The 20,054-nt window shown below is 45.8% G+C and carries 10 protein-coding genes; 7 read left to right on the forward strand and 3 right to left on the reverse strand.

From position 1 onward, the window contains the following. Window positions 1–641 precede the first annotated feature (641 nt). The 4 genes from B5F34_RS08900 to B5F34_RS08915 all read left to right on the forward strand — a co-directional run bounded on the left by B5F34_RS08900 (window position 642) and on the right by B5F34_RS08915 (window position 7,272). Window positions 642–2,558 carry a fimbrillin family protein gene (locus tag B5F34_RS08900; RefSeq protein WP_087337582.1) on the forward strand — a complete coding sequence of 639 codons (1,917 nt, stop codon included), beginning with the start codon at window positions 642–644 and terminating at the stop codon, window positions 2,556–2,558. A gap of 464 nt (window positions 2,559–3,022) precedes the next feature. Next, window positions 3,023–4,189: an N-acetylglucosamine-6-phosphate deacetylase gene (gene nagA, locus B5F34_RS08905; protein WP_087337585.1), complete on the forward strand. Its 1,167-nt coding sequence runs from the start codon at window positions 3,023–3,025 to the stop codon at window positions 4,187–4,189. A gap of 20 nt (window positions 4,190–4,209) precedes the next feature. Continuing rightward, complete coding sequence (nagA, locus tag B5F34_RS08910; protein ID WP_087337588.1) at window positions 4,210–5,379, forward strand: N-acetylglucosamine-6-phosphate deacetylase; 1,170 nt, start codon at window positions 4,210–4,212, stop codon at window positions 5,377–5,379. A gap of 279 nt (window positions 5,380–5,658) precedes the next feature. Beyond that, complete coding sequence (locus tag B5F34_RS08915; RefSeq protein ID WP_239448897.1) at window positions 5,659–7,272, forward strand: DUF6377 domain-containing protein; 1,614 nt, start codon at window positions 5,659–5,661, stop codon at window positions 7,270–7,272. 452 nt (window positions 7,273–7,724) lie between these two features. On the opposite strand, the gene B5F34_RS08920 is transcribed toward B5F34_RS08915, so the two are convergent. Beyond that, the gene (locus B5F34_RS08920; protein ID WP_087337594.1) at window positions 7,725–9,083 is read right to left on the reverse strand and encodes an MFS transporter; all 1,359 of its coding nucleotides are present in this window, start codon (window positions 9,081–9,083) and stop codon (window positions 7,725–7,727) included. 158 nt (window positions 9,084–9,241) lie between these two features. Next, window positions 9,242–11,914, reverse strand: a complete 2,673-nt coding sequence (locus tag B5F34_RS08925) for a 4-alpha-glucanotransferase (RefSeq protein WP_087337597.1) — start codon at window positions 11,912–11,914, stop codon at window positions 9,242–9,244. A gap of 404 nt (window positions 11,915–12,318) precedes the next feature. Here B5F34_RS08925 and pulA point away from each other — a divergent pair, with 404 nt between their 5' ends. The 3 genes from pulA (at window position 12,319) to coaW (ending at window position 18,186) form a co-directional block, all read left to right on the forward strand. Next, entirely contained in the window at window positions 12,319–14,316 is a 1,998-nt protein-coding gene (gene pulA, locus B5F34_RS08930) for a type I pullulanase (protein WP_087337600.1), read from the forward strand. Between the two features lie 753 nt (window positions 14,317–15,069). After that, window positions 15,070–17,229 (forward strand): DUF5686 family protein, encoded by a 2,160-nt coding sequence (locus B5F34_RS08935; RefSeq protein WP_239448899.1) that lies wholly within the window; start codon window positions 15,070–15,072, stop codon window positions 17,227–17,229. A 132-nt stretch (window positions 17,230–17,361) separates the two neighbouring features. Beyond that, window positions 17,362–18,186, forward strand: a complete 825-nt coding sequence (coaW, locus tag B5F34_RS08940) for a type II pantothenate kinase (protein ID WP_087337607.1) — start codon at window positions 17,362–17,364, stop codon at window positions 18,184–18,186. 106 nt (window positions 18,187–18,292) lie between these two features. On the opposite strand, the gene B5F34_RS08945 is transcribed toward coaW, so the two are convergent. Continuing rightward, the gene (locus tag B5F34_RS08945; protein WP_087337610.1) at window positions 18,293–19,657 is read right to left on the reverse strand and encodes a TrpB-like pyridoxal phosphate-dependent enzyme; all 1,365 of its coding nucleotides are present in this window, start codon (window positions 19,655–19,657) and stop codon (window positions 18,293–18,295) included. Window positions 19,658–20,054: the final 397 nt, after the last annotated feature.

Consider the following 20,054-nt stretch of genomic DNA (forward strand, 5'->3'; position numbering starts at 1 on the left):
ACACCTGCTTTGTTGCGGGGCTGGTCATTTTCCACAGTAGAGAGGAATGTCGGGAAATCCACGGACAGGAAGTGGAAATTTCCTGCTGTCTGAGTGTTGTGTTTCCTTATTATTTTAACTTGTGATACGTTGAGGTGGAGTTAGGAAGTGAACTCAAGAACTTGTCGGCCGTTTGTGCTGGAGGAGTTCTTTCACTTCCTAACTTTTTTGTTTAAGAGGAAGTGGGAGGATGACTGTGGTAATATTGGGTCAGTTGATATTCCACCTTTTGTGTTCGTAAAAGCGTTTTCTAAGTATTAGTAGGTATATCTAAGTGGTTAAATTCGGTTAATTTTGACCGTAGCGGGAGAGTTTTATCAAAAGAAATATAGGCTGTTTTGTTTTATGCTAAGGCTGTGATTTGCTGTATAATTACTGCGTGTTAAGTTCTGTTTTTTTTAATAAATGGTTCAGAGCTTGGTTCCGAGAAAAAATTCCATTCTATTGTTTATGACAAAAAAAGCCTTACCTTTGCGGAGGCGTTTCCGGAGGTGCCTCGCTGAAATTAGATAAGTCGTGCGAAGGACATTTGGAGATTCCGCGGGTAGAGAAAATCTCTATCTGACTATTTTTGTTTTACTTAACCTTATTATTTTAACACCATGAAGTTAAAAAATAGGTGGGAAAAGTTTATTTTTCCCGTTTGTTGCTGCGTCTTATTGGGACATGCAGCTTGTGTTAATGAAATCTCCACAGATGTGGAGGAAAGTGATGTTCCTATAACTTTCTCGTTAAAAATCAAACCGACTTCTGTAACGAAAGCGAGTGGCTCTTCTTTTGAGGAGGGTGACCGTATCGGTCTGTATGCTATGGTGAGTGGCAACAGTGTAAGTGACAATCGCTACATTGATAATTTGCTGCTGACTTGTAGTGAGGCTGACAAGCTGGTTCCAGAACGGGTTGTGTTTTATCCGGAGGGCAACGTAGGATTGGACTTTGTTGCCTATTACCCCTATTCTAAAGAAGGCGTATCAAGTGGAAGTTCGTTGATTCCTGTTGCTTTACGTACCGATCAGAGCCAGGACAAAGATTATTCCAACAGCGATTTCATGACAGCCTCCCGCGATGCAGTTGTCGGCTCTGATGAAGCTGTAGTATTAGAGTTTGAACATAAACTGAGCAAGGTCAAAATCGCTTTGGTTCCTATGGGGGATGAAAGCGCAGAGGACATGCTGGAAGCTAATCCGAAGTTTGTTGCAACCGGCTTCTGTACACAGGCCAGTTACAATCTGGCAGAAGATTCTTTTGAAGATTTTAAGAATCCGGCTGACATTGTATCTCACGGTGAGTGGAAAGTGGAAGACGGTAAGCTGGTAGGGCATGAATTTATCCTGCTTCCGCAGAGCATTGACGGTAGCCAGTCGTTCCAAATGGAGTTGAACGGGAGAATATATACCTGTCCTTTGCCGTCGATGGAGAAGTTGGACAAAAACTGCCAATACCAGTTGGATATTAAGGTGACAGAGTCTGACAGCCATGTGCTCAGTGGTGTGGTTGCTTCCATTAAAGAATGGCCGGCTGTGGTAGACTTGGAGGATGTAACAAATGACGACAGCCACAAAACCGTGCATCTGTCCGTTCTTAGTTTTGAGACTTCCAATGTCTACCGGGTGCACATGAACGGTAGAGAGGTGGCAGAAATCTGCAAGGAGTATCTGCTTTCGGATGCCCTGGCTTCTGTAGCGATAACTTCTTATCCGATAGGGGAAGACGGAAAAGCTGACCTGACACGTGGCACTGTACTTCAATTGCTTGATTCAGAAGATAATAATTGTGGTGGCACTCTTTCTTGGGATGTGGATAAGAATACATTCCAATATACCGCTGGTGACAAGCCTTCTTTGTCGTGCATCTATTTTGATGAAAGTGGAGTGTTGTGTACGACAAAGCCCGAACAGCCTGCTTCCGTAAACGTCATTGCCCATACATTGCGTGATTTACGGACTGATCTGCGGGAATACCCCATTGTGAAAATCGGCACTCAATATTGGATGCGTGAGAACTTGAAGGCTGACCGCTATCGGAACGGTTCCAAGCTGACTGCCCAGGATGAACTGAATGAAAATGCCGGATATTTTTATGTAAGCAATTATGTGCTTTATTTCTATAATGGTGGCTCCCTGTTGGCAGGCGAACTTAGTCCGGAGGGCTGGCGTATTCCTACCTTGGAAGATTGGGATCGTCTGAATGCTTATGTCAAAGGTGATGTGTCGTTGCTGAAAAATGGTAAATGGGAAATATTGCCCGGTTATGATGAAGATGAGGATAGTTCGGAAATTCAACCTGCTACGAACGAAACCATGTTTAACCTGCGCGCTTCCGGCATATGGCAGACAGACGGCCATGTGAAGGCATGGCAGATGGTTGGCTTCTGGAGTTGGGATGCTGAAAAAGATACGATTCCTGAGAAGACTGTGTTTTTCGTTGGACAGAGTAACGAGATGGTGAAAGACAATACGATGTCAACAGGTCATGATTTCTACAAAGGTCTGGCTATTCGTTGTGTAAAGGCTGACTGACTTATCCCAATTGATTTATTTTGAAGAATCCCCTTTTCTTTCCTCCATTTCCCGATTTCTCCCGGTGAATAATGGCGGATGGAGGAGGGGATTAATCTTTTGTTTATCAAAGCTTTGCTCCTTATATATTGTGAGTTGGGTTCTTATATATAGGAAGTCCGTTTCTTATCTATTGGAAATGAGCCTCTGATAGCTTAGGTGGCAACTCAGAATGGATTCCGTGCGGCTGTTCGTAGTTCGTGGTCCATAGTTTGTCGCTGCATGTTTAGGGGGAATATTTCAGGTATGTCTGATGAAGTAAGTTCGTCCGACAAGTCAGGCTTTGTGTCTGATAGGGTAGAGACACAGTCACGTTTGCTATAATTAACTTTTCGCCTTAAAAAATAGTTGGCTTGTCAAATCCTATCCATTGGGAATATTAATTAATTTTGCAGCAAATAAAATTTTTAAATAACCTCGTCTATATGTTAACACAAATTTTTAATGCCCGTATTCTTACCCCTCAGGGATGGCTCAAGAATGGTTCTGTTTTGATCAGGGACAATAAGATTCTTGAAGTAATCAATTGTGACCTGCCTGTTGTGGGCGCAACACTTGTTGATGCTAAGGGAATGTATATCGTTCCTGGGGGTGTGGAGATACATGTTCACGGTGGAGGTGGACGTGATTTTATGGAGGGAAGCGAAGATGCTTTTCGTGCAGCAATTAAGGCACATATGCAACATGGTACAACCAGTATTTTTCCAACCTTGTCTTCCTCAACCATACCGATGATTAGGGCCGCGGCTGCTACAACGGAGAAATTGATGTCAGAAACCGATTCACCGGTATTGGGTCTTCATCTGGAAGGTCATTATTTTAATATGAAAATGGCCGGGGGACAGATGCCTGAAAACATAAAGAATCCCGATCCGGAAGAATACATTCCTTTGCTGGAAGATACACACTGCATCAAGCGTTGGGATGCGGCTCCTGAACTTCCCGGTGCCATGCAATTCGGTAAGTATATAACTTCTAAAGGTGTTCTGGCTGCTGTGGGACATACACAGGCTGAGTATGAGGATATCTATACGGCCTATCAGGTAGGATATACACATGCTACTCATTTTTATAATGCCATGCCGGGATTCCATAAGCGGAGCGGTTATAAATATGAGGGAACTGTAGAGAGCATTTATTTGATGGATGACATGACGGTGGAAGTGGTGGCCGACGGTATTCATGTGCCTCCCACTATTTTGCGCCTTGTTTATAAAATCAAAGGCGTGGAAAAGACAGCCCTGATTACAGACGCATTGGCATGTGCTGCCAGTGATAGTAAGGAAGCATTTGATCCTCGTGTTATTATAGAAGATGGCGTGTGCAAGTTGGCCGATCGCTCTGCTCTGGCAGGAAGTATTGCTACGATGGACCGTTTAATCCGCACGATGGTTCAGAAAGCCGAGATTCCTTTGGAAGATGCTGTGCGTATGGCTTCGGAAACTCCTGCACGCATCATGGGAGTAGCAGACCGTAAGGGTACATTGGAGAAAGGTAAAGATGCTGATATTCTTGCTCTTGATGAAGACTTGAATGTGCGTGCTGTATGGTCTATGGGTAAAATCGTGGAAGGTACCAATACTTTATTTTAAATCGATAAAAATAGAAAGTTATGTTGACACAAATTATAAATGGACACATTCTGACTCCTCAAGGATGGCTGAAAGATGGTTCAGTGCTTGTGGATGACGGGAAAATATTGGAAGTGACCAATAGCGACCTCGCTGTAATCGGTGCGAAAGCCATTGACGCCAAAGGTATGTATATAGTTCCGGGGTTCATATCCATGCACAGCCATGGGGGCGGAGGATATGATTTTACGGATGCTACTCCTGAAGCTTTTCAGGCTATTGTTCAAGCTCATTTAAAGCATGGTGCTACCTCGATATTTCCTACCTTATCGTCTACTACATTTGATGTGCTTCGCCAGGCCGTTGCAGTATGCGATGAGTTGATGCAGAAGCCAGACAGCGTTGTTATGGGATTGCACATTGAGGGACCATATCTCAATAAGAAAATGGCGGGGACACAGTGGGGCGATTTTTTGAAGGATCCTGACCCGGAAGAATACATTCCTTTGCTGGAAAGTACCCAATGCATTAAGCGTTGGGATATTAGTCCGGAACTTCCTGGTGCACATGATTTTGCACGATTTACTTCCGGACGTGGCATCCTGACTGCTATTACTCATACAGAAGCCGAATATCCGGAAATAAAGTCTGCATTTGAAGCTGGGTTTACGCATGCTGCCCATTTCTATAATGCCATGCCGGGATTCCACAAACGTCGTGAGTATAAGTATGAAGGTACGGTGGAAAGTGTTTATTTAATGGATAATATGACCGTGGAAGTCATAGCTGACGGTGTCCATCTGCCTGCTACCATTTTGAAGTTGGTATATAAATTGAAGGGGGTAGAGAAGACTTGTCTGGTAACGGATGCTTTGAAGTATGCTGCTTATAATGGCCGGACCATTGACGACTCTCGTTATGTAATCGAAGATGGAGTATGTAAATTGGCTGATCATCAGACACTGGCAGGTAGTATCGCTTCGATGGATAAACTGGTACAGACCATGGTAAAGAGTGCAGGCATTCCGTTGGCTGATGCAGTACGTATGGCTTCGGAAACACCTGCTGCAGTCATAGGAGTCGCTGATCGTAAGGGTACACTTCAGAAAGGGAAAGATGCGGATATTGTCATTCTTGATAAAGACGTGAATGTACGTTGCGTATTTTCTTATGGGAAAATGGTTGAAGGTACCAATACATTGATCCATTAAGGGCTTCTTTGAAAGCTGTAAGGATATATCAGGATTTGAAAAGCGGAGGGGTTGAATAACTCTTCCGCTTTTTGCAACAGAAAGTTTTCCGGAAATGGATGGTTCTACGATTTCTTGAATTGGGTTAGTCAAGTTAGGCGGATATAACTGTATGATGGGAAGTAAGATGAAGCAACAGAGAGAGGCTGCGGTAATTTTCTTCTGATTTTCTTCTCTTTTTTTTGTGCTTTATATATGATTTTCTCTTATCTTTGTCTAAATTATGAAATACATTTAAGCATGAAGGCACATTTCCCATTATTAATTTGTCTGCACTTGCTATTGTGGTTACCTTTTGTGGTTCAGGAGTCACAGAGCAAGGGGCGTGAATACCTTTTGCCTATATTGGAAGAGTTGGATGATGCCGTTGAGCATAAGAAGCAATATCATACCCAAAAGGAAGAAAAGATACAAGCCTTGAAACATCAGTTGATGTATATGTCCGGGGAGATTGAGCAATATGAATGTTATGGAAAGTTGTTTGAAGAATATCTGCACTATCAGGCTGATTCGGCCGTGTATTATCTGAACCGGCAGTCGGAGTTGCTGCCATTGGAGGAATATGAAAACGGAGAAGAAGAAGTGCTTATCGACCAGGCTGCTGTGATGGGAGTAATGGGCATGTATGCCGATGCCTTGCATGTGTTGGAAAAGATACAGCCGGATAAATTGAACCCGGAAATGCGGGCGAAATATTACCGGGCATGTCGCTCTTGCTATGGCTGGCTGGCAGATTATACCATAGAACAGAGAGTTAAACAGAAATATTTGGAGAAAACGGACCAATACAGAGATTCTATCTTGTTGGTGGACATACCTATCACTGCTGATATTGCGCGGGCTGAACGGGCTGCTTTGAATGGGCGTGCCGAAGAAGCTGTTGCCATTTTAGAGAAATATCTTCCTGCTGGAACAGATGATATGGAAACGTTGTCTTACCTTAATTATACCATGTACGAAGCTTATCTGGCTAAGGGAGATGTGGAGAAACAGATTGAATACCTGGCACGTACGGCTTTATGGGACATGAAACGCGTGGTGCGTGAATATGCTTCGTTGCATAAATTGGCTCGACTTTTGTATGAACAGGGCGATATAGACCGGGCTTACAATTACCTGAATTGTTCGATGGAAGATGCTGTGGATTGTCATGCACGTCTGAGGTCCTTGGAGGTTACCGAAGTTTATCCTATCATTGACCGGGCCTATAAAGAAAAAGAGGCTCATGAGCGTGCTGTGGTGACAGGGTTGTTGATTGGCATCAGCGTAGTGTCATTGTTGTTAATAGCGGCTGTCTTTTATTTGTATAGTTGGATGAAGAAGTTGACAGCCATGCGGCACAATCTCAGTGAAGCCAATCTGCAGCTACAGGCGGTCAATCAGAACCTGGAGCAAACGGGTAAAATCAAAGAAGTGTATATTGCCCGGTACCTGGATCGTTGTGTGGGGTATTTGGACAAGTTGGAGCAATATCGTCGTTCTTTGGAGAAGCTGGCCATGGCTTCGCAAATCGAAGCATTGTTCGCGGCCATCCGTTCTGACCAATTCTTGCGTGATGAGCGGAAAGCGTTTTATCGCGATTTTGACCATTCTTTTTTGGATCTTTTCCCGCATTTCATTGAGGATTTTAATAATCTGTTGGTAGAAGACGGACGGATTGTGGTGAAGCCGGGAGAATTGCTAAATACTGAGTTGCGTATTTTTGCATTGATACGTCTGGGGGTAACAGATACCAACAGCATTGCTCATTTCTTAGGTTATTCTATAACGACAGTTTACAATTATCGCAGTAAATATCGTAACAAAGCACTGGGGAATAGAGATAAGTTCGAACAAGAAGTGATGAAAATCTAAGGAAAAGTGTTTTCTTGTTTCTTTCTCCGGGTGAAGGAGAAAGGGAGATGCTTATGGGGGATGAAGCTTAAAGCCGTATAAAAGACGAAGAGCAAGGATGGATTTTCCATTAAAAAAGGAATAACTCTGATTCTTTTTGCGGAAGAAGTTTAGGAATATGGCTGCTTCTTCCTATTTCGCTGTGAAATAAGCTATTGATTCGTGTATATTATACTTTCGCTTCTTAGCTATTGGAAGCGTGTTTCTAAGCGTTTGGAAATTTACTTCTGAGCGCTTAGCCATTTCCTTTGAAGACCCGTGGAAGGCCGGTCTGGCATTGGGTGTTATCCGATGTTAAGATGTTTTGCTACGGATAAAGCGGATTAAACAGATTATTCTTCCTTGTTAACCTGTTTAATCCGCTTGTAAAGAACTGCTTGTGTGCACTCTGTTTTGAATGCAACAGTGCCTTTTTATTCCTTTTCCTTGATTATACCTACGCAGCAAGCGCCCGCAATAAGCAGTATGCCTGCCAGTACCAGCATGTTTACTTCGGGAGGCACGCTGCCGGGAGTAGTGAATATTTGCAGAATCTGTCCACCCGTAGCGGCTGCCACAATCTGCGGTACACAAATGGTTCCGTTGAACAATCCTAAATAAGTGCCCATGTGCCCGCCGCTCAGCGAGTTGGTCAGGATAGTGAACGGCAATGCCAGCATAGCAGCCCATGCGCATCCTATCAGCAGAAACGACACGAACAGCAGGTATTGGTCGTGGATGAAGGAGGTGGAGATAAATCCCAGTCCACCCAGAATCAAACTGAGAGAATAGGCGAGTTTACGGTTTTTGAAGACAGGCAATACGATGGCCCAGATAACCGAGCCGATGGCCTGTATGGCAAAAAGAATGCCTACCCAGTCTCCGGCAGTCTGGTATTGTTGAGATTGCGTGTTGAGTACCAGCGTTGTCACTCCGTCTTTCACCGTTTCGACAGCGGGGGTATCGAATACGTTGGCTGCTACGGTTCCGTTGGTGTAGGTCCACATGAACATGAAAGCTGCCCAGCAAAAAAACTGCACCAGACCCACTGTCCAGAAGGCTTTGGGAGCCTTGAACAGCAGTCTGAATACATTCACCTTTTCTTCTTTCTCTTTCTTGCTGATGCCGTGGTATTCGGCATATAATTCGGGAGGATACTCCTTTACCTTCAATGTTGTATAGATGACACAAAGGATAAGGATGGCTGCACCGATGTAGAAAGAATAAATGACGGAATTGGGTATGACACCTTTGGGAGCCACGTTGCTGATGCCGATGGCGGCGAAGATGAACGGGAAAAGATAGCCAGCCAGGCTTCCGGCATTGCACAGGAAGCTTTGTATGGCATAGGCAAGCCCCTTTTGCTTTTCGTTTACCATGTCACCTACCATCATTTTAAAGGGTTGCATGGCGATGTTGATGGAAGTATCGAGCAGCATTAGTGAGAAAAGGCCGAATATCATGGCTGCGGAGACGCTCATGCCAAAACTGCCGGCATTAGGCAGCATGCACATGACAAGTACAGCAATGATGGCTCCTACGAACAGGTAGGGGATGCGTCGGCCGAATCGGCACCAGGTGCGGTCGCTGAACATGCCTATGAGCGGCTGCACGATGATACCTGCCAGGGGAGGCAGAATCCAGAAATAACTCAGGCTGTGCGGATCTGCTCCCAATGTGGAGAAAATGCGGCTGATGTTGGCACTCTGCAAGGCGTAGGCTATCTGTACGCCGAAAAATCCGAAACTAATGTTCCATAGCTTCGAAAAACTTAGATTGGGTATTTCTTTCATGATGTTTTTAGGGTTTGTAGATGCGATATAAAGGTTTCTCTCTTTCTGCCTGGTTTCACGCGGCTCTGTGCAGGGAGGTCACGTTTTCCCCGGTAAGGCGATGCAGACGACATCACCTTTTCCGGGGAAGAAGCGGGAAAGATGGCGGGAAAAACCGATTAACGTCCACACTCGTCAATCATCCGGCGGATTTTGTGGTTAAATTCATCTTGTTTCATCAGGTCTTCCAAAGTGATGTGCATGCGCCAGCGCCAATAATGGTGCGGGTTGGCAGGAATGTTGATGCGTTCGGCGGCAATGTCCGGGTTGCGTAGCGTTTCGTCCATCGAAGTCCAATCCTGCCAAGTCAGTATACACAACATGGAAGGGCTGTAGAGATGGCGCCGTACCACATCCTCGCACAACCATCCCGGCGCATGTTGGGGCATTTCTCCCCAATGTTTCAATTCATGGTAGAAAAAACGTGCCGATACGTTGCGGTCTTCCTCCCACCAGCCTCGGAAAGTGCTCATGTCGTGTGTGCCGATGGTGCAGACGGAGCGGAAAGGGTAGGAGCCTACGTGTCCGAATTCGTCTTCGGGCCGTTTGGGCATGCGTTGAATTTCAAGCGACAGAATTTGTAATTGTTCCATTACCCAAGGTACGCAGTCGGGCACCATGCCTAAGTCTTCGCCGCATACCAGCATCGGGGTAGATTGCGTCAGTATGGGTAGTTTCTTCATCGCTTCGTTATACCAGAAGTCGTTGTGCCGTCGGTAGTAGTAATCGTTGTACAGTCGATTGAAGGCATCTTTCTCTTGTTGGTTCAGTTGGCGGTAGATGAAATCATTCTGCACAGCGATGCGTGGGTGATACATGGCGGGATTGTCGCGGTCGGGCACGAACAGCACATTGCTGACAAGGGAGTAAAGGCCTTCTTTCAGGTTATTGCTTTCGGCGTCTTCCTTGTTGGCAAAGTAAGCCTCAATCTTACGCTGTGTGTCGAACTCAGGGCGCATGTCGTAGATGTCATCGTGCAAATGCCTTACGAATGTGTCACGCACTTCTTGGGCATGGGAGCCGAAGATTTGGTTGAGCATGAAGTCGTTGATGAATGGTCGGGTCATAAAATCCTTTTGGAAGTGTAGCCCGTAGCTTTGTATTTCGTCTACGCTCATCGGTAGGGCAGGCACGAACTGTCCCAACAGACCGTGTACAGAATGTAAGGGAATCTCCCAAATGCGGAAGAAGCCCAGAATATGGTCTATGCGGTAGGCGGTGAAGTAGTCTGCCATTTTGCGGAAACGACGTTGCCACCATTGATAACCGTCTTTTTCCATGGCTTTCCAGTTGTAGGTTGGCATACCCCAGTTTTGCCCTTTGGTAGAAAAGGCATCGGGCGGAGCTCCGGCTTGTCCGTTCATGTTGAAGTAGTAAGGTTCTACCCAGGCTTCTACGCTGGTGCGGCTGATACCTATGGGAATATCTCCTTTTACGATGACGCCCCGTTCTCTACCGTAATTGCAGGCGGCCAGTAACTGAATATGCAGCAAGTATTGCACGAAACAGTGGAAAGTTGTTTCCTGATAGGCTTCATTGTCAGGCGAGCAGAGGTCTTCTGCAAGTTCCTTGCGGTAAAAGCTGTAGTCTTGCCATTGATGGAAATCAGGCGTATGGAAGCGATCGCGCAAATAGCAGAAGGCAGCATATGGTTGCAGCCACTCTGCATTTTCCCGATAGAAGTTCTGGTAGTCTTCCAAAGCCAGGATATTTTCTTTCTCCTGTTGGAAAACCGCTTTTAGATAAGCCCGTTTCCAATGGTTTACCTCTTCATAATCTACCTGGGGCAGACTGTTCAGTTCCTTGCGCTTCTGTTCGAATGAGATAGCGGCTTCAGTATCGTGTAAGGAAGGTAATTGTCTCAGGTCAACATACATGGGATGAAAGGCATAGATGGAGATGCTGCTGTAGGGGTAGGAATCTGTCCAGGTGCCAGTCATGGTTGTATCGTTGATGGGGAGTACTTGTACGGCACGTTGGTGAGTATCTGCCGCCCATCCGATGAATGTCTTCAGATCGCCGAAGTCGCCCACACCGAAGCTGCCTTCCGAACGGATGGAGAAAACGGGTATGGCACATCCCGCGATTTTATAGTTCTCGTCAGGAAAGAAGATTTCCTCTTCGGGGCATACATACGTTTCGCCTGGTTCGAGTGAAGGGATGTGGGAAGTGTGATTGTCGTGTGCTTCCCACGCGGTGATACTTCCGTTTTCGGGATTAACGATGACATATTTATATTCGAAGTCGGGAGGAAGCAGAGCGGAGTCGATGGCTACTTGCCAGACGTGAGGGCGTATTTCGTGCAGACGCAACGGAGCAGACTTACCCCAGTTTCCTAAAGCTGGGCAATTGCCTGCGAGAGCTGGAATACGGTGTTGGATGCTGCTTGAAGGAAATAAAGCTCGGAATACGACATTTGACTTTCCTTCGGCGTGAGGTAGACATGTCGTCCCGGAGACGGCTTCATGTCCACAGAATGCCGAACTGAAGCGATAGGATGCTGCCGGCAGGTCTCGCCAGTTGTCTTGCAGAAGATAATGGGCGTTTTCATCGGTGGGCGGACAAAAGACGTGTGGAATAGCACCGAACTCGCGGCGTATGCTCCGTCCTTCGCGACAGACTTCATAGCGGTAGGTTATGGGTGCGCCGGAGATTTCCGGTGTGTAATAACCCTGTCCGTGCCAGTTATATCCGTCGACGGTAGATAGTCCAATAACCGTCTCTTTGCCGATAAGAACTTGGAGGCTCTCGCCCCACGTGGTGTAATACTGAATGCGAAAGGTAATTGTCATATTGGTATTAGTAAACATTTGTGGCGCAAATGTAGCGAGAGAAGATGAAAGGTCCTGTCAAAAGAATGAAAATATAAATCAATTTAGCCTAAAATATGGCCTGTAGCTATCTGTAGAGTGGTTTCGTTGAAATGAAAATATAAATGGATTATAAGGTTGCGCAGCGTTTTTGTCGAGTACCAGCTTATTTTATCTGCCGGATTCTATCGGTCGAAAAAGGCATTTTAATCTTTAAACAGCTTCTGTCTATTTTAAAAAATCAGAGTAGCCTTCCTTGATTATCAATGGGATAATGCTAAAATGATTTCTATTTTCTTTTTACTGCCTGTTATTTTACAGAGAAACGGATTATCTTTGCGGAAAATCCAGTTTTTTTATTATTATTACATCTAAAGAGTTACTCCATGAAGTTGAAACACTTATTGATTCTGCCGGTTTTGACGGCGGTAGGTTGCCAGCAAATGCAGCAAGGCAAGTATGATTCGTATGACGATTATCCTGTGGTAAAAGGAGATTGGGAGGAAATGACTTATACTCCTCAATCTACCCGGTTCGCGCTTTGGGCTCCTACAGCCGAAGAAGTGAATGTAAAGCTCTATGCTGCCGGAGAAGGGGGAGAACCTTCTCAGGTATTGGCGTTGAAACCGGGCGACGACGGCTTGTGGCATACGATGGTGGAAGGGGATTTAAACGGACAGTTTTATACGTTCGACGTGAAAGTGGCAGGCAACTGGCTGGGAGATACACCGGGTGTGTGGGCCAAGGCAGTAGGCGTGAACGGCGACCGGGCTGCCATCATCGATTTGAATGTCACTGATCCGGAAGGTTGGGAGCAGGATACACGTCCGAGCTTGAAGAGTTTTGCCGATATAATCCTTTATGAAATGCATCACCGTGATTTCTCCATCGATTCTCTTTCGGGCATTGAACACCGTGGCAAATTCCTGGCTCTGACCGAGGAAAACGCAAAAACGGCTCTGGGACAGCAGCGCACAGGCATAGCTCATTTGAAAGAACTGGGCGTGACGCACGTACACATACTTCCTTCTTTTGATTTCTCATCGGTAGATGAAACAAAGCTGGACCAGCCTCAATACAATTGGGGGTATGACCCGAAGAACTACAATGTTCCTGAAGGGTCGTATTCTACCAATCCTTTTGACCCTGCGGTTCGCATCCGTGAGTTCAAGCAGATGGTCATGGCTTTGCACAAGGCCGGTATCCGTGTGGTGATGGACGTGGTCTACAATCATACGGCTGTGACTGAGGGTAGTAATTTCGAGCGCACGGTGCCCGGATATTTCTATCGCCAGACTCCCGAAGGCAAGTTCGCCAATGCTTCCGGATGTGGCAATGAGACTGCTTCCGAGCGTGCCATGATGCGTAAGTTTATGGTGGAGAGTGTCAAGTATTGGGTAGAGGAATATCACATTGACGGTTTCCGGTTCGACCTGATGGGGATTCACGACCTCGGCACCATGCGTGCCATTCGTCAGGCGTTGGATGAGATAGATCCTACCATTTATATATATGGTGAAGGGTGGGCAGCCGGTGCCCCTCAGCTTCCGGCTGATTCGCTGGCAATGAAAAACAACATTGACCAACTGGAGCGGATTGCCGCCTTCAGCGATGAGTTTCGCGACAGTTTGCGTGGTCCCTTCGGCAATGATGCGCAAGGAGCTTTTCTGGCTGGTCTGAAAGGACATGAGGCCGGTATCCGTTTTGGCATTGCCGGCGGCGTGGAGCACCCGCAAGTGAATGACGGAGAGCATCAGGTGCCTAAGTTCTGGGCGCTTCAACCTGCCCAGTTCATAAGCTATGTGAGCTGTCACGATGATATGTGTCTTGCCGACCGTCTGAAAGCGACCATGCCCGATGCTTCGTTGGAAGTGCGTAAGGCTTTGCATAAGTTGGCAGAGACTGCCGTACTCACTTCGCAAGGCGTTCCTTTTATTTTTGCAGGCGATGAAGTGATGCGCGACAAGCAAGGTGTGCATAATTCTTATAACAGTCCCGATTCAATCAATGCCATTCGTTGGGCTTTGAAGAAGCAAAACCGTGATGTCTTCGATTATGTATGTGGCCTTATTGAGCTTCGCAAGGCGCACCCTGCTTTCCGTATGGGCGATGCCAAGCTGGTTAGGGAACATTTGGAATTCCTGCCCGGTACGGAGGATAATGTCGTGGCATTTTGTTTGAAAGGGCAGCCATGTGGCGATACATGGTCGGACATCACGGTCGTATTAAACGCGCGCGATGAGGCTACGACGCTTACTCTGCCTGAAGGCTCCTGGCAAGTAGTGTGCCGGGATGGTCGGATTGAACCGACGCGGGGATTGGGAACGATGCAGGGAGGCAAAGTGCAGGTCGGTGCCCGTTCTGCCCTTATCTTACACCGTTGAGCAATTGTTGTAGGACTATAGAAATCAATGCTGTAGAGGCACAGGGGCAAGAAACTTGGGGTTTCTTGTGCACTGTGCCTTTTGTTTGGGGAAAAAATGAATTTTGATTTTTTCTTTGTTAATAGGTTCAAAAGTATAGGGAGAACATGCTTCATTCCAAGGATAATGCCTATATTTGTTCCTTGAGATTAGTGGAAGTGATTTAAAATTTTGTGATAAGTATTTGTCGGAATTGGGTTTATGTCAAATGCTGAGGCACGGAGGCACAGAGCTTTTCCCGTGTCTGTCCGGGCAGAAGCGGCAGGAAAAGTAGAAAGCGCCGGATTCGCTACACCGCGGGCTGGAAACTATTCTTTGGAGAAGGTTGCGGAGTAAGGTTCCTGCTGAGGCTGACAGGTATAAAACAGTTGATGTCTTCGTGCCTCTGTGTCTGATATGAATCAATTCTTGCCAACTGCTTATAGCAGGGATGGATGATGCAACCATATTGGAGGCAAATTCCAAAGGTATAAGAAGCGGACTTCTAAGATATAAGAAGCAAGCTTGTTGTATATAGGAATTAATCATCTGATTACTAATAAAATGAGCGGTTTCCTATAAGGGGCGTTTACTCATGGGAAAAGTTTAAATCACTTTGCTGTGAAACAAGAAAGATTGAAACGGTTCGTCTACATATTAATCATTCTTCTGTTGCCGGTCGGTATGTGCGCTAAGAAACGGGTATCCTTATCGTCATCTGACTGGGAGACTCGTATGGCTGATTCTCTGATGTCGCGTGTCATTTTTTTCGCGCCAATGTATGAAGAAGCTGTGGGGGCTTATAAAGCGGAGATTTATGTGAAGGGGCGTATTAATATCCGCAAGCAGAATTTTCTGTTGCGTTTCTGGCCTTCTATTTTCCGGTTGCGCAAGGGGGTCCGTGAGTATATGATGGAAGCTTATGGCGATTTGAATTATACTTCACCAGACCATTACGATCACCGTATCAGGTCGGTGGCAGGCACTACATCGGAGTTCTGGCAGATGGATCACCGTTTGCCGGAATATTTTCATATCAATGTCTATTCTTCTTCCCTGTTGGGTGATAAGCTGATTTCACCATTGTCTCCGAATGCCCACAAGTATTATAAATTCAGGGTAGATTCGGTTTGGGGACCCGACTATCAGCGCGAATACAAGATACGTTTTATGCCCCGTAGCAAGAGTTTCCAATTGGTGGGAGGCTATTTTGTGGTGACGGAGAATGTGTGGAGTATTCGCGAAATGCGTTTTGCCGGCCGTTCAGAATGGTTCGCTGCCACGGTGCTGCTCCGGATGGGGGAGGTGGGAGAGGCCGATGAGTTTTTGCCGGTAAGCTGTAATGTCGACGGCTATTTCGGGTTGTTGGGTAATAAGATAGACGGTGATTATACAGCTTTGCTGGATTATAAGGAGATTACACCCCGATTCCCGCTTCAGGATGAACAAAACGAAGACAAGAGCCGTTATGATTTGACTTCTTCTTATATCTTGCGTTGTGATACCAATGCTTATGTGCGTGATACGGCCACTTTTAACAAGCTGCGTCCGATTCCTCTTTCCCCTCATGAGAAAGTGCTATATGCCGATTTTTTCTCCCTGAATGATTCCGTGTCCAAGAAAAAGAAATCTAAAAACAAACACCTTCAGTTCTGGGGAGAAGTGGGCGATGCTCTGATTAATGACTATACCATTAATTTTGCCAAGTTGGGAAGCATCCGTTGTTCTCCTCTTGTCAATCCGCTTCTTATCAGTTACAGCGGTTCCAACGGCATTTCTTATCGCCAACAGTTCAAGTATAACCGTCTGTTTCCCGGCGATCGTCTGTTGCATATCGTTCCTCAAATCGGTTATAATTTCACCCGTAAGGAGTTTTATTGGTCTGTGAATACGGATTTCGGTTACTGGCCCCGGAAGCGTGCTGCTTTCCATATCAATATCGGCAATGGCAACCGTATTTATAGCAGTGATGTTTTGGACGAGCTGAAAGCCATGCCGGACAGCCTTTTTAATTTTGACAAAATTCATCTGGATTATTTTAAGGATCTCTATTTCCGTTTGCGGCATACCTGGGAGATTGTGAACGGATTGACTTTAGACGTAGGTCTGTCTATCCACCGGCGTACAGAAGTTGAGCGTTCTAATTTTGAATTTATCTTCCCGGAAACACCTGCCGTCAAGTCGATTGGAAACATTCCCGATGAAGGTAGCGATGATACGCCAGTGATTCCTGCTTTTGATCCTTCAGTTTTAAAACGTTTCCGCCATGCTTATAACAGTTTTGCTCCCCGTGTCGTTCTGACGTGGACTCCCGGTCAGTATTATTACATGGACGGAGATCGCAAGGTAAATCTCTATTCGAACTATCCTACGATATCGGTCGATTGGGAGCGGGGTATAGGTGATGTCTTGCCTAATTCAGGTACTTATGAACGTATAGAGCTTGATTATCAGCACCAGATACCTATAGGGTTGATGCGAAACATATATTATCGTTTAGGTTGGGGTAAATTTACTAACCAGAAAGAACTCTATTTCGTAGATTTTGCCAATTTCTCCCGCCATAACCTGCCCGTCGGGTGGAACGATGAAATAGGGGGCGTCTTTCAGTTGCTTGACGGTCGTTGGTATAACTCTTCCCGGGAGTATTTCCGGGCGCATTTGATGTATGAGGCTCCTTTCTTATTGATGCGGCATTTAATGAAATATACCCAGTATGTACTGAACGAGCGTTTATATTTCAATGCGCTGGTTGTTCCTCATCTGAAACCTTATCTGGAGATAGGTTATGGCATAGGGACACACATCTTTGATTTTGGCGTTTTTGCTAGCTTTGCCAATTGGGATTACCAGGAAATAGGCTGTAAGTTTACTTTCGAATTGTTCAATCGCTGACAATTTATGGATGAAGAAGCGTTTTCTATGTTGTATGTGTATTGTATTCGAGTAGTTTCTATAATTTTTTCATGAAACCTGTATGTAATATATGCTAAATGCCTACCTTTGCCGCAAAAATAGTAGAAGATTATGGGAATGGTTATCGGAATAGATGTAGGTGGCAGTACAACGAAGATAGTTGGCATTGAGAACGGGCGTATTCAGTCGCCTATGTTCATAACCGCTGCCGACCCTGTCACTTCATTGTTCGGCGCTTTTGGTAAATATATTTATGACAATGGCATTGCGCTTTCTGATGTAGAGCAGGTCATGCTTACGGGGGTAGGAAGTGCTTATGTGGACAGTCCTCTTTATGGTTTGCCTACCAATAAGACGGATGAATTTCTGGCCAATGGATTGGGAGCCCGTCATGCTGCCGACAATGACCGTTTGATAGTAGTCAGTATGGGTACAGGGACTTCATTGGTGCGTATCGACGGCGAAAGCATCTGCCATATCGGCGGCATAGGCATTGGGGGAGGTACGCTGCAAGGACTGGCCCGTCTCTTATTGAAGACAAGTAATATTCGTCAAGTGGCAGAACTTGCGCAGAATGGAGATGTTACTCATGTAAATCTGTTGATAGGTGATATTTGCAATATGGCCTTACCTGATTTGCCGGTTAATGCCACTGCTTCGCTATTAGGAAAAGTCGATAGAGATGCATCAGAAGCTGATATTGCCTGTGGAATTATTTATATGGTATTGCAGACTATCGGACAAGCTGCTATTTTGTCTGCCATCAACAGTAAAATAAAGGATTTTGTGCTGATTGGCAATCTGACTCAACTTCCGCAATGCCCTGAAGTCTTCTCCAAAATAGAATCTCTTTATCAGGTACGTTTTCATGTTCCTCCCTATGCCGAATACCGCACTGCGATAGGAGCGGCTCTGGCTTATATGCAAAAAAAGTAGACCCTTTTGTAGAACTGGTCGTCTTGCATGATAAATCGGCTATAATGTTGTCTGCCAATTTGTATCAGTTGACAACATTATAGCCGTTCTTTTAGGTACAGGACGTTTATAGCTGGTCTATTTCGTCCAGATTCTTTTGGATTTCCTGGTCGCTTAGTTCGTAGTTCATAAGGTCGCCTGCCAAATATTTGTCATACGAGGCCATATCAATCAGTCCATGCCCGGAGAGGTTGAACAGAATGACTTTCTCTTCACCGGTTTCTTTGCATTTGTTGGCTTCCCGTATGGTAGCTGCGATGGCGTGGCATGATTCCGGAGCGGGTATGATGCCCTCTGCCCGTGCAAAAAGACATCCTGCTTCGAATGATTCGAGTTGCTGAATATCTACAGCTTCCATCAGTTTGTCTTTCAGCAGTTGTGATACGATGACACCTGCACCATGATAACGCAACCCGCCGGCATGTATGTTGGCAGGGGCAAAGTTGTGTCCTAAGGTGAACATAGGAAGCAAGGGAGTGTAACCGGCTTCATCTCCATAGTCATAGCGGAATTTACCGCGGGTCAGTTTGGGGCATGAAGCAGGTTCGGCAGCTATGTATCGGGTTTGTTTCCCTTCCAGGATGGTGTGACGCATAAAAGGGAAAGCGATGCCTCCGAAGTTAGAGCCTCCACCGAAGCAGGCGATTATCATGTCGGGATATTCGCCGGCCATTTCCATTTGTTTTTCTGCCTCTAAGCCGATGATGGTCTGGTGGAGTGTTACGTGGCTGAGCACGGACCCCAGGGTATATTTGCAGTTGGGAGTAGTGCGTGCCAGTTCAATGGCTTCGGAGATGGCTGTTCCCAGCGAGCCCTGGTAGTTGGGGTGGGCAGTCAGGATATCTTTACCGGCGCGGGTAGACATAGAGGGTGACGGGGTGACTTGTGCGCCGTATGTCTGCATGATGCTACGCCGGTACGGTTTCTGTTCGTAGCTTATTTTGACCTGATATACGGCAGCTTCCAGTCCGAAAAGTCGGGCTGCATACGACAAGGCTGCTCCCCATTGTCCGGCACCGGTTTCAGTTGTTACATTGGTCACGCCTTCTTTTTTGCAATAATAGGCTTGCGGTAGGGCGGAATTCAGTTTGTGCGAGCCCATGGGACTGACACTTTCATTTTTGAAATAGATATGTGCAGGAGTTCCCAGAGCTTTTTCCAGTCCATAAGCACGAACCAGAGGGGTACTGCGGTAATACTTGTACATATCGCGTACTTCTTCAGGTATTTCAATCCATTTATCTGTCTGGTTCAGTTCCTGCCGGCAGAGTTCTTCCGCGAAGATGGGATAAAGGTCTTCCGGCTTCAACGGCTGGTGGGTAGACGGATTGAGCGGAGGCATGGGCTTGTTTACCATGTCAGCTTGTATATTATACCAATAGCGGGGAATGTCTTCTTCCTCCAGCATGAATCTTTTTCTTTTATCGCTCATAATCTTTGTATTTAATTAGTAGTGGGCAAATGTAAGCATTAATTTTTTAACTTGGAAAGATTGTTTGCAAAAAGTTTCTCCTTCTTGTTCAAATCAAACAATTTGTCATTGCAGCGTTCGCTCTTCGGCATCGTATTTCTTGGACGTTCCGGCTTTGATTACCGAACGGCAGATTTCTACCCTTTGTGGGTAAACCTCTTATATATGAGAAGCAAATTGCTAAGGTATAAGAAGCGGATTGCCAATATGTAAGAAGCAAACAGCCGATATGGCAGACGAAAATATTGAGTCACACTATGCTGCCAGATGCCGGGAGGATATCTGCGCCATCCTGAGTAAAAGTGCTTGGGAAAGGAATGGTGGCTGGTACTTTTCTGTGTTTGAAGCTTGTATATGT

The organism is Mediterranea sp. An20 (assembly GCF_002160055.1).
GTDB lineage: Bacteria > Bacteroidota > Bacteroidia > Bacteroidales > Bacteroidaceae > Bacteroides > Bacteroides avicola.

Bases quoted from the DNA above. Each gene is read 5' to 3' on its own strand.
- B5F34_RS08900 (WP_087337582.1), top strand. From the start codon at position 642: ATGAAGTTAAAAAATAGGTGGGAAAAGTTTATTTTTCCCGTTTGTTGC.
- nagA (WP_087337585.1), top strand. From the start codon at position 3,023: ATGTTAACACAAATTTTTAATGCCCGTATTCTTACCCCTCAGGGATGG.
- nagA (WP_087337588.1), top strand. From the start codon at position 4,210: ATGTTGACACAAATTATAAATGGACACATTCTGACTCCTCAAGGATGG.
- B5F34_RS08915 (WP_239448897.1), top strand. From the start codon at position 5,659: ATGAAGGCACATTTCCCATTATTAATTTGTCTGCACTTGCTATTGTGG.
- B5F34_RS08920 (WP_087337594.1), bottom strand. From the start codon at position 9,083: ATGAAAGAAATACCCAATCTAAGTTTTTCGAAGCTATGGAACATTAGT.
- B5F34_RS08925 (WP_087337597.1), bottom strand. From the start codon at position 11,914: ATGACAATTACCTTTCGCATTCAGTATTACACCACGTGGGGCGAGAGC.
- pulA (WP_087337600.1), top strand. From the start codon at position 12,319: ATGAAGTTGAAACACTTATTGATTCTGCCGGTTTTGACGGCGGTAGGT.
- B5F34_RS08935 (WP_239448899.1), top strand. From the start codon at position 15,070: ATGGCTGATTCTCTGATGTCGCGTGTCATTTTTTTCGCGCCAATGTAT.
- coaW (WP_087337607.1), top strand. From the start codon at position 17,362: ATGGGAATGGTTATCGGAATAGATGTAGGTGGCAGTACAACGAAGATA.
- B5F34_RS08945 (WP_087337610.1), bottom strand. From the start codon at position 19,657: ATGAGCGATAAAAGAAAAAGATTCATGCTGGAGGAAGAAGACATTCCC.